Consider the following 14,347-nt stretch of genomic DNA (forward strand, 5'->3'; position numbering starts at 1 on the left):
ACGATCCACGACCGAGTGAGACCGCCGGTGTTCCAGGGTGAAGGCACCCGCGAATGGTGATGACCGGGCGCCCCCACGCTGTCGGCATTCCGAGTCCGGTCCGCGAGCCTGCGTACTGTCGGCTGCCCTGGCGTGCCCTCATGTACAGGAGGAGCAACCTCGTGCCTCCACAGTCGGAGGGTACGGTCGAGCGGCAGGTCGGCGAGTTCACCCTGGGCGCTCCGCTCGCCACCGCGCCCTGCATGGCCTGGCCGCCATCTGCGCCTTTGGCTTCCCAGGACGCGGCTTCGTGCGTGCGCGATGCGTGAGCGGATGGTGCGGCACGAGGCGTCACGAGCGGGATGAGGTACGACCCCGCAGGGTCCTGATCAGGCGGAACAACACCCTGCGGCAGCGTTGAGCACCACCCGGCAAGGATTCGATCCCACTCCTAAAGCGGATGTCGCAAGTTCACATCCTGCCGGGTGCACACAGGCCAGGGGCCCCGCAGAGATCCGGGGTCCTTGGCGTTTCCGGGGTGGGGGACCGTCTACTTTCGCTCGTCGCGTTCGGCGGCGACGAAGAGCAGGCCCTTCGGGCTGGAGACGGCGTTGCCGAAGGCGGTGACCGTGCCGGTCTTCAGGCTGAGGGTGCCGAGACCGCCCTTCGCGGAGACGAACGCCTCGCCCCTGGTGAAGTGGCCGGTGACGGCGATGACCTCGCTCTTGGCGCTGTCCACCACGTAGAGGGTGCCCTCGGTGGAGGTCGCGAAGGCGGTGTCGTCCACCTGCTGGCTCAGCGGCAGAACGTGGGCGCGCTGCTTCTTCGTCCCCCAGTTCTTGACGAAGACCGCCTGCTGGTCGCCCTGGCCGTCGAGCAGCAGGCTGCCGCCGAGGCTGGGCACGCTGCGCGGGACGAAGGTGCTGGAGTCCGGGTCGGTCAGGTTGAGCGCGCCCGTCTTGCCCGTCACCAGGTTGGTGGCGGTGATGTTGTCGTCGAAGACCGGGGTGGTCTTGGCGGTGGTGCCGTGGAAGGTGACCTTGTAGAGCGCGGGGCGGCCGGCGGTGCTGCCCTTGGCGTCCGCGGTCGGGTTGGAGGCGACGATGTAGACGACGCCGTGGCGGACACTGACGTTGTCGGTGCCGCCGCCGTGCGGCAGCGAGCTGAAGTGGTAGTGCCTGACGGCGTGGTGCTTGCTGTCCGGGTCGACGGTGTAGGCGCTGCTGTTGCCGTCCTCGTTGACCGTGGCGACGATCTGCCCGGTGCGCTTGTCGGCGCCGAGACCGTCGACCTTGCCGGCCACGTCCCAGTGCGCCACCTCCTTGCCGTGCCTGTCGAACTCCACCACGGTGCTGCTCTTGGTGCCGTTGGCTGCGGGCTCGCCCTTGGAGCCGACGCCGTTCTGGTAACCGACGAAGAGCTTGTCGCCGAGCCGGGCGATGTCGTCCGCTCCGGTCAGCTTCCCCCCGGCATGGGCGAACACGGTCGTGGAGAAGCCCGCGGGCACGGTCGCCGGCGGCGTCGCGGCACTCGCCGACGCCGAGTAGCCGATCCCGCTGACGGCCACAGCCGCGACGGTTCCCGCGTAGATGCGGACGAACTTGGTGGACAGCTTTGCCATGACGTTCCTTTAAGCCGTGGGGGTGGGGGGCTCGTGTCCGACCCTCCGCAGAAGTCATGGCGCACTTGTGGCCCTGAACAAGCCCACAGGCAACACGTGGATTAACGTCTACATGAATGTAGACGTTAATCCACGTGTCCTTACGGTCCCCGATCGTGGAGCAGCCGAGCCCGGGAGGCTCGACTGGTCGGACCGGTTCCGCCGCATGCCAGGCTCACCGTCCCGTCGTCTGGCCCAGTAGCTATGTGATGCTCTTGGAGCTACGGATCAGAAGGTTGCACCAGGTAGATGGCGGGCGGGAACGAAGGAGCCCCAGCCGGGATGTACCCACCGGCTGGGGCTTCTTCGTGCTCGGTGTTACAGGGGGCGGATGTTCTCCGCCTGCGGGCCCTTCTGGCCCTGCGTAACGTCGAACTCGACGTGCTGGCCTTCCCGGAGCTCGCGGAAGCCCTCGGTGGCGATGTTCGAGTAGTGGGCGAAGACGTCTGGGCCGCCGCCTTCCTGCTCGATGAAGCCGAAGCCCTTTTCCGCGTTGAACCACTTCACAGTGCCCTTGGCCATGTGCTGTCTCCTTCGAGGGGCTCGTATCGGGTCCCACGCCGTGCGGGATCCGGAGGTGATCGCCCTGGTCCGGAGAGGCGTTGAACAGCCAGAACGCCCGCGATTGCGATCACGGGCGAACGGGACTTCGGAACCACGACTGCTGTTTACGACGCTACACCGGCTGGTAGCACTCGGCGATAGAGAAACACCGGCCCGACACCGACCGGGAGTCCCAGGCGCTCGGAATCGTGGGGCGACTGGCCGCCACCGACAGCCGACTCCCGAGTGCGGCTCACCTGCCGTTGGGTGAGGCTGCGGTTATGGCTGAGCGTCGAGTGATCGTGTTCCCGCCCGGCGAGGGTGGCGGCCGTCGTGTCCAGGTCGACAGCGAGACTCTGGGCACCGCACACAGCCTGCACGACCTGAGCGTGTTTCTTGAGCGTGCCGGCCTGGAGGGGTTGGACGTGGTGGACCTGGTGAACTCGCCGCTGATCGAGTGGCTCGGCGGCGGCCCGGAGGTTTGGGAGCACTGAACGCCCCGCCGGAGGCTGGTCGCCGCCGTCGCCCGTTCGGCGCGCAGCGGTCGCTGTCGCACCCGGGTTCGCGTTCGCTGGGAGCGAGCCCCGCATCTGACCGGAGCTCACCCCCCATCAAGCCAAGGAGACACAGCCATGGACCAAGGCAAGATCCATGAGTGGGACGCGGACCCGGGCGAGGGAAGCATCAAGAGCGACCGAGGTGGTCCCGTGCTGTACTTCACGGTAGACGACCTCATGATCGACCCCGGCGAGATCCATCAGGGGGACACCGTCTCGTTCCGGGTCGAAGGACCCGGAAAAGCAGCCATGGTCAACAAGGCCTGAGCCCTGAAAGCAGCGTGCGGCAGGCACCACCCCGAAGGTGAACGGGTGGTGCCTGGGGGGGGTCTGGATCACACAGATCGGCCGCTGTCTCGACCAGGCGGGAGACCTCAGCAGCCACAGCGCTCATTGCCCGCGAAGAGGCCGTGCCAGTCGCGTGCCAGATCGTACGTTCTTGGCGCCTGCCGCGCTTATTGCAAGCTAAGGAGGGCAAGGTCAGGACTGCGCGGTCCGGAACGCGAGATACCGGCTGAAGGCTTCGTGGCTGTCGGGGGTGAAGCACCACTCAAGCAGGGCCGACCGCAGTTCCGGCTCCGTCAGCCAGGCATGCCAGGCGACCTCATCGGGATCGGGGACCACGGCATCCGGCACCACGGCTTCGTGCACGCCGAGCCAGTGAGGGCTCAAACCGCTTCGGTTGATGAACGTGAACAACAAGCGCGGCAGCACACGAGTCCCCAGCTCTTCAGCCAGTTCCCGCGCAGCGGCCTTTTCATAGGACTCACCGATATCCACGGCGCCACCGACCACGACCTCGTAGAACCCGGGGAAGCGCGACAGCTGCTCCGACCGCCGGTGGACGAGGATCCGCCCACGCTCATCACGACACACCGTCACGGCGACCCGGTGCAGCCAACCCTCCCGGATGGCCTGTCGGCGGCTGACCACCACCCCCAGCACACGATCTTGATCGTCGACACGCTCCACTAGTTCATCCACGACGCACACCCTGGCAGAGCCCACCGACAACGCCGCTTGCCGGCGGCTCCTGGAGGGTGTCCCGAGAGCGCCTGCACCAGGAGGTCGGACGCGGATGACGACAGTTGTCGTGCAAATACGACACCTATCGTACTCAGGCTCAGCGGTGCGCACGTCGAGCAGGTGGGCAACCAGAACACCGGCGATTGCAAGGGTCTGTCCAGCCAACGGTGTAACTCGGGTGATGTGAGTTATCGGCGGCCGACGGAGAGTCGGCCGTCGAAGGCGATGTCGAATGCCTGCAGGGCGGGCTTCCAACGCATGGTCCAGCGTTTGCGTCCCTGGCCGGTGGGGTCGAGGCTCATGATGGCCATGTAGACGCATTTGAGGGCTGCGGCCTCGTTCGGGAAGTGCCCGCGGGCCCGGACGGCTTTTCGTATGCGAGCGTTGACCGACTCGATAGCGTTGGTGGTGCAGACGACACGGCGGATCTCGGTGTCGAACTGCAGGAAGGGCACGAACTCTGCCCAGGCGTTCTCCCAAAGGCGCACGATCGCCGGGTACTTGGCGCCCCACTCCTCCTGGAACTCCAGGAACCGGTCCTCCGCCGCGCTCGCAGTGGGAGCCGTGTAGACCGGCTTGAGCGCGCGGGAGATCTTGTCCCAGTCCTGGCGGCCCGCGTAGCGGAACGACGCCCGGATCAGGTGGACGACACAGGTCTGGGTCACCGCCTGGGGCCAGACCGCCGAGATCGAGTCGGGCAGGCCCTTGAGCCCGTCACAGACGACCATGCACACATCCTCGACACCGCGGTTCTTGATCTCGGTCAGGACCTGGAGCCAGTATTTGGCGCCTTCGCCGCCGTCGCCGGCCCACAGGCCGAGAATGTCGCGCGTGCCGTCCACCGTGACGGCGAGTGCGACGTAGATGGGCCGGTTCGCCACCTGCCCATCTCGCACCTTGACGTGCACGCAGTCGATGAAGATCACTGGATAGACCGGGTCCAGCGGCCGGTTCTGCCATTCGGCCATCCCGTCCATGACCTTGTCGGTGATGGTCGAGATGGTCTGCTTGGACACGCTCGCGCCATAGACCTCGGCCAGGTGGGCGGAGATGTCACCGTGCGTCAGACCACGCGCGGACAGCGACAGGACCATCTCGTCGACGCCGGTCAGCCGCCTCTGCCGCTTCTTGACGATCTGCGGCTCGAAGCTGCCGTCGCGGTCACGCGGCACCGTGATCTCCACCGGCCCCACGTCGGTCAGAACGGTCTTGGACCGGGCCCCGTTGCGGCTGTTGCCGCTGCCGGCACCGGCCGGGTCGTGCTTCTCGTAGCCGAGGTGGTCGGTGATCTCGCCTTCCAGGGCGGACTCCAGCACGCGCTTGGTCAATTGCTGCAGCAGCCCGCCGTCGCCGGTCAGCTGCAGGCCGCTCGCGCGGGCCCGGTCGACCAGCTGCCCGATCAACTGGTCATCCAGCAGGTCCGCCGGCGACTCGGCCGGCCGGACCTCTTCAACCGCCTCAACAGAGACAGTCACGTCGCTCATCAGGTGCTACTTCCATGATCGGGAGTTACACCGAAGACCGTACAGACCCGATTGCAACAGTGAGCGGACAGGAGACCGGCCATCACCGTGGTGCTGACGGCCTGCATCTGCCCTGGAACTGCGGATGGCACAGGGCTTGCCACATCGGCAGTTCGGCCCAGTGCTGATACTGACCGCCGTGGCCCGTTCCTACGCCGGATCGGTGGGACGGTGTGTGTGGACGGTGATCCGGGCGATCCGGCCGGATTGGATGACGGGACCGTGCTGTACGCCTCCACTGATGGTGTTGTGCACGGTGCTTGCTTGTGCCTCCACGCTGTTCGTGACGTCCGGCAAGCATGCGAGTAATTCGCGGAGGTCGTCGCCGGTTGCCGAACCTGACTGCAGGAGATGTCGCAGGTAGGCATCCCACTCGGTGGTGATGTCACGGGTCGTTTGTGCGTCACCTCTGGCTTCGGCGGCGAGTAGCCGAGTTCGGGTGGTGTCCAAGTTGGTGATCGAGGTTTCATCTGTACCGATGCGTGAGAAGTAGCGCGCGACGAGTTCGCGGGCGTGCATCCAGGAGTCGGTGACCATGAGCGAGACCAGGGTGGTTGCTCCAGATGCGGCGAGGGCGGCCATCTCACTGTCCATCGGTCTTCCTTTCACAGGACGGGGTTTCGGGCGTTCCGCCGGGCGCGGCGTGTGCTGAGGCCGATGGGTCACCGGCGTTCGCTGTGAAGCTTGCAGGTGGATCGAACCTGCGTAGGAGGTCCTCGGCGGTCTCGTGCCGGTCCTGTGTCTTGATGACGTCGGCGATTTGCTTGGCCAGCATTGCTCGTCGGACGTCTCCGTCTGGAAAGCCCATGCTGTTGAGGAAGGCCTCGAAGTGGTCGGCGGTCGTCAGCTCTTGTTCGAAGGGAGGTGTCGGCTCGTGTAGCGGACCGGGTCGTTCGCCGTGCGGCTGTGCCATGAGATGAAGAAGCCGTGTGGGCACGTCGGTGTCGTTGGCGGCAGACGTGAGCTGCGCGAGCAGACCGAGATCAGCCACGGTCTTCTCTACACGGTCGTCATTCTTGGCGAGCCACCAGACGACCGCGCTGCCGGTGTCCTTCAGTACGTCTTCGCTCAGGTATTGACGCTTGCTCTGCTCATACTTCCGCTGATGTTCCCAGACCGCCTTGTCCTTGCGTACCTCGGCGAGTCGGTCCAGCCGCTCCTGGTCGTGTTCGCGCAAGGCAAGGGTGATGTCCTCCGCCATGACGTGAAGGTGTCCGGTGGGGTCCGGGAGCATCCTGCTGAGCGCGCCGCTCAGTTCATGCTGGACCAGGGATGGCCGACCTGGCTCCCGCTGCTCGGTCATCGAACGGGCTCGTTCCAGGACTGCTTCGACTGCGAGGCCGGCTGGGTTCAGGACGGGGTCGTTGCCGACTGCTTCGAGGGGGTACCACCGAACAGTTGCCGAGAACACGAAGTCGTAGTCGGCCCACTGGCTGGGCAGTGCCACGTGTCTGACGTTGTGTTCCCTGCGTTCGACGGGGGGATCTGTGCGCTGCTCCTGCACGTCGACTGGAAGAGGTCCACGTCGTAATGCGGCGATCTTGAACGCGGCTGTGGGGACCCCGACGAGGAGTGCGGCCAGTGCGGGCCACGCAAACGTGGGCCAATTCTGCGCCAGGCCGAGAATGATCAGCAGGAGGCCGCACAGGATGGTGAGGAAGACGGTTGTCGTCTTACAGCCGGTCGTCATGGTGTGGTCCCCCTGGGTGATTCCGTCGGCGGTGGAGTGTCGTGCAGGGCGAGGCCCTGAGCCGCGGAGATTTTCTGGAGCAGCCGCTCGGTGGTCGCAGCGGCTCGCGCGGCCCCGCCGGGGGCAGTGCACTCGGCGCTACGCGCGCTTGCATACAGCGAGGCGAAGGTTGTGCCACGCTTGTCATCACACTGGTCCGCCGCACCGACGACGAGGTCCAGTAGCAGGTCACCGCGGTGTCCAGCGTCGGTCGCCGTGTGTAGCCAGCGTTCCGCGAACGGTTGCCACTCCATATGCGGCAGCCCGTCCAGCACCGCTCGCCAGCACATGGTCACGGAGTTCTGCACCCCGTTCTCCTCGACGAGGGCGCGTGAGTTGTCATGCGACGCGATCAGCGCCATCGGGTCACAGGCGGGCAGGAAGATGCGGAGTTCGGCGGGGGAGAGGGCAGAGCGTGCCAGGCGGTCGAGCAACCGTCGGCGTAATCGGCCGCTCGTTGCCACCAGGTCGCACAGTTCCTGCAGGGCGAGGGTGGTTCCGCGCTCACGGCGAGCCAGGTGGTACAACCGGAGCAGGGCCTGATCGGGGTGGCTGGACGCGATGACATCAGCGCAGACCCGGACGAGGACCTGCGCGAACTCCCCTTTGAGCTGCTTGTTGGCGCACCATTGGTAGATCCGTTGGCGGAAGCTCCTGCCGTGTGCTGGGTCGTTGAGACCGCAGGTGAGCGCATGGACGGCGGCCTCCAGGCGGACCCGGCTCGTGGTCGTGGTGCTCCAGTGCTCGGCCAGGGACGCCAGGCCTTCCCCGCGTCCGGTCCGCAGGTACTGCGTGGCCAGCCGCGCCACCAACCGGTCACGGACCTCCCGGGTGACGTGTGGGTCGTTCAGGTCCACGTTGCGCGCGGTCCAGGTGCCGAGGTGCTGCCGCAGTTCGGGGACGTGGTCCCAGAAGTGGGCGCGGATCGCGGCGTCGTAGTCGAGTTCCTCGAAGCGGACGTGACCGTCCGGTCCCGTACCGGCGGAGATCTCGCTCAGTCGCTCGGCGAGGTCCTTGCGCTGGAGTATTGGGAGTTCGTCCGGCGGGTGCCTGAGGGTGCTGAGCAAGAGTTGGGCCGCCTGGTGGATGACGTCGGCGTGGGCGCCGTGCAGCATGGCGACGGTGATCAACAAGGCACGCTGCGGGCCTTCGCGTAATCCGTTGACGACTGTGGCGATCTCCTTGCGCCGGTCGTTTTGCGCTCTGCGAGCCGATGCGCACCACCGCGCGAATCCGTGGTCGACGGGAGCTGCCTCGCGGGCGCGGCGCACCAGGTCGGCGAAGGTCGCGATCTCTCGCATCGGCCACTGGTCACCCGGAAGGTCGGTGACAGTCGAGGCAGTCTGAAGGTACTGCTCATAGGGCACACCATGCACACGCAGGTGGCGCCGGAAGACGTCAAGCGCGGGCGGGCGTTCGATTTCGACCCGGTATTGCTGCAGATCTGAGTCGAGGGTGCTCCCACGGGGCATCACGACCACGAGATGGGCGCACTGTTCGTGCACCGCCTTACGGAGAGTGGAGAGGTCCGCCCGGGCTGCGGCCCATTGGTCGGCTTCGGCGGCCGACAGGTCCAGGAGCAGCCGGTCGCCGACACCTACGAGGTCCGGGTCCCTCAGGGACAGCTCCTCCTCGTCGGGTAGAAGCTCGTGGAAGACGCCGGTGTCCTGGTGTTGTTCGCGCAGAAGTACCCGAGCCGCCGAGGTGCGACCGCTTCCCGGGGTACCGTCCAGGATGACGGTACCGGTGTCGTCCAGCTTGTGACGAGCGTCTCCCATGCCGGTCGGGGCGACCAGCACACTGCGCAGCCAAGCGAGCTGGTCGTCAGCAACGCGCCGCAAGACGGATCGGTCCACCTCGTGCAGCTGCGCGCCGACGGTTACGTACATGTCGCCGCTTCCGGTGTGCATGGGACCGAGGGGGTTGTCGATCCGTGTGCTGTGCGACTCGCTCACGCGTCGTCGCCCTCGCGCCGGTCGGCATCGCCGAAGCGGTGCCGGTTGTCTCCGTGATGGTCGCCCTCGTAGTACGTCATCCCGTCGCCGGAGAAGTGCCGGCCACCCGACACGTGCCGCGAGTTCTGGTAGATATCGCCCTGTCCCGTGTGCACGGGCCCGATGGAGCCTTTGATGACGGTCCCGCCGACGTCACCGGTGAAGTCCCGGCTCTGTACAGCTGTTCCGTTCACGTCTCCGGTCGAGTTCGTCACAGAGTCGGACGCGGGCGGGGGGACGGTATCCCGGTCCAGGTCGTGGAGGCCGGCCATCTCGGCCACCAGGTCGCCGAGGCGCTTGAGACCCGTCTCGGTGTCGTGGCCGTCCAGCCGTATGGACTGGAGGTCGGCCAGCCGCGCCAGCCCGTCCGGCAGGTCTGCCCTGTTCAGCCGGTCCGTCTTCCGACCGTCCAGTACGGGGACGACCGGAATTCCGCAGGTGAAGGCCTCCAAGATCTCTTTGCGTACCCAGTCCTCCGGGTCCCGCAGGCGGGTTTGGAAGTTCGTCCAGTCAGGCCCGATGACAGCCAGGAGCACGGAGCTGCGTCGCAGACCGGTCAACAGGGCTTCGGGGTAGGCGCTGCCTGGGACGATGGACTTGGAAGCACGGAAGGCGCGGTCCCGGCCGAAGCGGCGCGAGAGTTCGTGGTCGATGAGTGCGGCGGTCTTGTCGCCGTCCCCAGTCCGGTAGTTGATGAACACATCGGTCACGGCCATGCCTCTCTTCAGGAAGGTAGGTGCGTTAAAGCGCCGAGCCGCGCGGCCAGTTGACGTACCGCAGGGTGATCGGAGTGCCGGCCCAGGACGCGGGCGAGACGGCGGAGATCGATCGTGACAGTGGCGGACCGGACCGCCGCAACCGCATCGAGAAGCGGTGCCATCGACGCACAGGCCTCCTCGATCTCACCAGCCGACGCGTAAGCGAGCGCTCGGCGTACGCCGTACCGCACCTGCGTGCGCACCGCCTCGGCGGAGACCCGTGCCAGTTGCCGACTCAGCTCCTCCGCTGCCTCCCGCGGCCGACCGAGGTCGAACAGGCACCACCCGGTGACCATGCCGACCGAATCGGGCAGGTGCATGCTGCCGATCACCGGTGCGTCGGCATCGTCTTCCTGGCGGGCCAACAGAGGCCGGGCCCGGTCCAGGGCGCGAAGGCACGCGTCGCGCTCACCGGCGAGCGCGTGCCCCTGCGCCTCACGCTGCGCAGCAAGCCCGCGGATCCGCGTCGGGAGAGTGCTGCTCTGTGCCTGCTGTGCGAGGGCGACTGTCTGCGCTGCGTCCTCCTGGTACAGCGTGACCAGCGCTCGGCGGACCAACGCATACCCGGCCAGCGCACGGTCACCGGCAGCAGCCGCGAGATCCACGGCGCGCTGCGTCCACCACAGTGCCGCCTGTTCGTCTCCAGTCTCCTGCACCAGCCATCCGACGTACTCGGCGTACCGGGAGCCGAGTCCCAGCAATTGCCGACGGGTGCGGGAATCCGCATGCACTGACAGTTCTCGCAACGTGTGCGTCTGCGCGATCAGCCCCGGCAGCAGGAAGCCGGGTTCCACGCTCTGGCCGAGCCGACGGTAGTGCGTGAACAGCGAGCGGGACGCTTCGAGCATGCCGCCCGCGGCAGCCACGGAGACTGGTCCTTGGCCACCCGCACGCCATGTCATCAGCGAGGCGGTGCCGGCACTGACGACCTGTCGCCGACTCACGGGGTGGAACCGGCTTGGGCCGTTCAGTGACAGCTGCATCATCCACTCCTCCTCGTCGATCCCGCTGGGCGCCGCTGTGTCCGGCGCGCCGACAACGGGCGCGGTGACCAGGGCGATCAGCGCTCCGTCGGCTTCAAGGGCGGCGTCGCACAGTCGGGCGAGATCGCGGCTGGGCGCCTTGATACCTCGTTCGACCTTGCTCAGCTGCGCCTTGCTGTAGTGCACGGCGGCAGACAGCGTGGTGAGAGTGAGACCAGCGTCCAAACGCCGTTGCCTCAGCTCCTCGCCGAAGTGGGTGGACGGCTGCGGCACGGAAAACCTCCATAACCATCCATCCAGTTGAACGGGGTTGCCGCACGAAAGAGTGCGTCAACCCCGACCGGACGGACAAGGCGAACGATGCTGTTTCCCGTTTCCATTCCCACGGAAGCGAGGCCGCACGAGTTCGATCCCTCGGTGTGTGCACGCGGATCACGGAGTTTGAAGGCCTGCACGGACGCGTACAGCGGGCCCAAGGTCCATGCGAGGAGCGAAAAACGCGGAATGCTGCCGTCCTGAGAGGGATGAGAACTGGGCAGCTACGATGGACGACGCGGCCGAGCCAAACCTTGGCGTACGGCGACAGTAGCCTCAGCGGTGGAGCTTCCCCTGCGCGACCAAGACCGCATCGTCAGTCGCCAACTCCCCCTCGGACACCAGCTGGGACGTTCACGAGATCGTCCCGAAGCGTTCACGAATTACCGGTCGAGTCATGTTACTCGCCGGTATTTCGTCGTTTCTGGGCCTTCGGGCCTCGTGATCGGCTCGGTGAGGGGTTGGTGCGGTGGCGGTCCGAGTGCTGCGCCTCTCATCTGCGGAAACAGGACATGCCTGTGCGACGGCTGGTGGCCGTGGCGCAGGCATGTGGGGTTTTCAGGGGGCGGAGCGCTGCGGGGGTGTGTCACTCGCGTGCCGGAGGCTCGACCTGCTCGGTCGGAAGCGGTCGCGCCTGGGGCGGGTCGGAGGGCTCACCGGGTTGGGTTGCGGCGCTCTGCGTGCTGGCTTTGGGGGGCTGGATGCCCTGGTCGCGGAGGAACCGTCGGATGGCTCTGAGGTTCGCCACGAAGATGATGACGGCATTGAGCAGGGTCTGTGCGGCGCGTCCGTGCGGCAGGCGGAGCTGGGGATCGTCGCTGGGGTTCGCCGATCACGACGGCGTCGAAGCCGCGGTTGGGGTCGCGGAGGGCTTGGAGGAGTTCGTTGGCGCGGGGGCGGCGTTGCCAGGGCGGGGAGCGGCTGTGGCCGACATCGAAGTACTCGGCGACGACCTGGCCGCCGACGGGCTCGATCAGGGCTCGGGCGCGAGTGAGCTGCCAGTTCCTGGAAGCCTCCGGGTCTTGGAGGTCCTCGGTGGAGCAGCGTCCGGCGAAGGCGAAACGGATCACGTGCGGTCAGACTCCCGGAGTGTGTGGAGTGGAGCGCGTTGCGGGTGTTATATGACGGTCTGTCGTACCTCGAATTGGGCGAGAAGAGCCAGTGGGTCCGCCCTGGCTATGTGTCTCCGGGTATCACACGCGATGAGCTGAGGGACCATGTACGAAATCTGCACCTGGGCGCGCTGCAGTGGGGGACCCCGCCGGGACCACGATGATCAGGTGTAGAGCGAATGCGCAGATCTGGGCAGCGTTCAGGTCGTACTTCTCGGTGTTGTCCGGGACCTCTGCGGGCGCAGAGCGAACGCCACACCTGACCCTCAATTCACCTCAGAACGTATGCGGTCGATACCGCCTCACCCGCTCCCTGCCGTATCGCACCTCCACAGACATCGGGCACTTCGAGAGCCGGGTTCAGCAGGAGACCGGCGGATGGCGGCCGGCACCCGTCGCTCCTCGCGGGAGCGACGGGTGCCGCGGGGATGGTGGTGCGGGACGCGGCCCTCTCGCAGGACTGGCCGACGCGCACCATCGTGTCCTTGGGAGTGGCGCCCGGGCCGCATAGACCCGAGCACACCCGGTACTTCATGAATGTGCTCGGGGCGGGAGAGAAAGGGTGCCGCTGGTTTGGCCGGTACAGCGGTCGGCGCTACCAGCAGCCCTCGACCGTGGCGGCGAGGCCATCCAGGCCCTGGGTGACGGTGTCGGTGGGTGCTGAGCCGTTCTCGACGAATGCGAAGCTCTTCCAGCGGCCGTCCTCCCCCTTGGCGACCCCGGCCAGGGCGGACACATCGCTCAGGGAGCCGGTCTTGGCATCGACTTTTCCTACGGCGCAGGAGGCGGGTGCGGTGGTGAAACGGCCGTAGGAGGTGCTGAGGGTGCCGTCAACGCCTGCGACCGGCAGACCCTTCAGGATCGGCCACAGCTTGTCCTGGTAGTGGGTGTCGACGGCGAGCCCGGCGATGGCGGAGAGAGCGTCGGCGGTCATCCGGTCGCTGCGGGACAGGCCGCTGCCGTCGTACTCCTGCACGCCGGTGAGCGGTATGCCGTACTGGACGAGCACGGCGTGGACCGCGGCGGCGCCGCCCGCGAAGGTGGCAGCCCGGCCCTGGCCGAGCGCGGTGAGACGCAGCAGGCCCTCGGCGATGTCGTTGTCGCTGTGCTTGAGCATGTATTCCACGGTCGTCGACAGCGGCTTGGACTGATGGGTGGCCAGAACCGTGCTGCCCGACGGTGTCCTGGCGCGCGCGGGCTTGCCTACCGTGATGCCGTGGGCGGTGAGCTGCTGGGCGAAGTACTCGGTGGCGGTGAGCGCGGTGTCCTGGGTGTTGTTCCCCTCGATGCGCAGGGCTCGGACCGGAGCTACGGTGTCCGGGTAGTAGCCGCTGCTCCAGCCGGTGGCGAGACTGGGGGCGGCGAAAAGGTGGTCGTCGATCATCAGCCGCACCGAGTGGTGGCCCTTGGCCTTCAGTGCCTCGGCGGCGGCGGTCGCGAGACTCTCCAGGTCGGCGGAGCTGAGCTGCTGATCGCCGCCGCCGACCAGATACACCGTGCCGGAACGGTAGACGGCCTTGGTCTGCACGGTGTGGTTGGGACCCAGCACGGTGAGCGCGGCGACCGCGGTCGCCAGCTTGTTGGTGGACGCGGGCATCAACCCCTTTGCGTGGTTCTCGGACCACACCGTCTGCCCCGAGGCGACGTCCCGGACCTCGCCCACCACATTGCTGCCCAGGAGGGCGACGCCCACCCGCTGGTTCAGCTTCCCGGCCATGGCCTTGTCGGCAACCGTCAGCCCGCTCGCCGCTGATGCGGAGGCGGCGGTCACAGCCATCGCGGCCACCACCGGAGCCGCGATCACGGCCACCCGCGGGCCGGTCCTCCCGTTTTTCCTGTTCCTGCCACGCGGAAGCGCATGCCTGCCCAAAGCGTTCTCTCCTTCGCCTTTGCCGGTCCGCCACCGGCCCTGAAACAATGAGCCGCGCCTCTCTGGCGAGCCCCTGCCGGCCCGGGTCCGTCCCGTACGGCGAACATATGATCCCCGGTTCAAGACCGTCCCGGGTGCGTTTTCGTCTCGGTTCTGCAACTGCGGCCTTCGGAACGGGTGTCGCGCGGCAGCGCTGTGTCTCGCTCCCAGCCATCGGCCGGGAGGTGCCCTCACGAACGCCGGACGGTCAACACTGCATCGAGGCGGGTCTTGGAGAAGGCCGGCCTGTCCTTGATCC

At 67.0% G+C, this 14,347-nt stretch carries 12 protein-coding genes; 2 read left to right on the forward strand and 10 right to left on the reverse strand.

From position 1 onward, the window contains the following. Positions 1 to 529 precede the first annotated feature (529 nt). Complete coding sequence (locus GQF42_RS35570; RefSeq protein WP_158926822.1) at positions 530 to 1,600, reverse strand: hypothetical protein; 1,071 nt, start codon at positions 1,598 to 1,600, stop codon at positions 530 to 532. 357 nt (positions 1,601 to 1,957) lie between these two features. Further along, positions 1,958 to 2,161 carry a cold-shock protein gene (locus GQF42_RS35575; RefSeq protein ID WP_158926824.1) on the reverse strand — a complete coding sequence of 68 codons (204 nt, stop codon included), beginning with the start codon at positions 2,159 to 2,161 and terminating at the stop codon, positions 1,958 to 1,960. Between the two features lie 302 nt (positions 2,162 to 2,463). On the opposite strand from GQF42_RS35575, the gene GQF42_RS35580 reads away from it, so the two are divergent. Continuing rightward, positions 2,464 to 2,676: a hypothetical protein gene (locus tag GQF42_RS35580; protein WP_158926826.1), complete on the forward strand. Its 213-nt coding sequence runs from the start codon at positions 2,464 to 2,466 to the stop codon at positions 2,674 to 2,676. 138 nt (positions 2,677 to 2,814) lie between these two features. Continuing rightward, the gene (locus GQF42_RS35585) at positions 2,815 to 3,006 is read left to right on the forward strand and encodes a hypothetical protein (RefSeq protein WP_158926828.1); all 192 of its coding nucleotides are present in this window, start codon (positions 2,815 to 2,817) and stop codon (positions 3,004 to 3,006) included. A 213-nt stretch (positions 3,007 to 3,219) separates the two neighbouring features. Here the strand turns inward: GQF42_RS35585 and GQF42_RS35590 are convergent, their stop codons facing one another. From GQF42_RS35590 to dacB, 8 genes are all read right to left on the reverse strand, one after another. Continuing rightward, a complete protein-coding gene (locus GQF42_RS35590) occupies positions 3,220 to 3,723 on the reverse strand; it encodes an NUDIX hydrolase (protein ID WP_407699511.1) in 504 nt (167 codons plus the stop codon). Positions 3,724 to 3,953: 230 nt separating this feature from the next. Next, positions 3,954 to 5,240 (reverse strand): IS256 family transposase, encoded by a 1,287-nt coding sequence (locus GQF42_RS35595; protein ID WP_373300785.1) that lies wholly within the window; start codon positions 5,238 to 5,240, stop codon positions 3,954 to 3,956. Between the two features lie 198 nt (positions 5,241 to 5,438). After that, a complete protein-coding gene (locus tag GQF42_RS35600; RefSeq protein WP_158926830.1) occupies positions 5,439 to 5,882 on the reverse strand; it encodes a hypothetical protein in 444 nt (147 codons plus the stop codon). Further along, positions 5,872 to 6,978: a hypothetical protein gene (locus GQF42_RS46280; protein ID WP_233273586.1), complete on the reverse strand. Its 1,107-nt coding sequence runs from the start codon at positions 6,976 to 6,978 to the stop codon at positions 5,872 to 5,874. Before GQF42_RS46280 ends, GQF42_RS35600 begins: the two co-directional genes overlap by 11 nt. Next, positions 6,975 to 8,972, reverse strand: a complete 1,998-nt coding sequence (locus tag GQF42_RS35615; protein ID WP_158926832.1) for a hypothetical protein — start codon at positions 8,970 to 8,972, stop codon at positions 6,975 to 6,977. Before GQF42_RS35615 ends, GQF42_RS46280 begins: the two co-directional genes overlap by 4 nt. Further along, complete coding sequence (locus tag GQF42_RS35620; protein WP_158926834.1) at positions 8,969 to 9,721, reverse strand: toll/interleukin-1 receptor domain-containing protein; 753 nt, start codon at positions 9,719 to 9,721, stop codon at positions 8,969 to 8,971. The genes GQF42_RS35615 and GQF42_RS35620 overlap by 4 nt, the downstream gene beginning before the upstream one ends. 14 nt (positions 9,722 to 9,735) lie before the next feature. Next, positions 9,736 to 11,025, reverse strand: a complete 1,290-nt coding sequence (locus tag GQF42_RS35625; RefSeq protein WP_158926836.1) for a helix-turn-helix domain-containing protein — start codon at positions 11,023 to 11,025, stop codon at positions 9,736 to 9,738. Between the two features lie 1,749 nt (positions 11,026 to 12,774). Further along, the gene (dacB, locus tag GQF42_RS35630) at positions 12,775 to 13,989 is read right to left on the reverse strand and encodes a D-alanyl-D-alanine carboxypeptidase/D-alanyl-D-alanine endopeptidase (protein WP_158926838.1); all 1,215 of its coding nucleotides are present in this window, start codon (positions 13,987 to 13,989) and stop codon (positions 12,775 to 12,777) included. Between the last annotated feature and the right edge of the window lie 358 nt (positions 13,990 to 14,347).

Source organism: Streptomyces broussonetiae (assembly GCF_009796285.1).
GTDB lineage: Bacteria > Actinomycetota > Actinomycetes > Streptomycetales > Streptomycetaceae > Streptomyces > Streptomyces broussonetiae.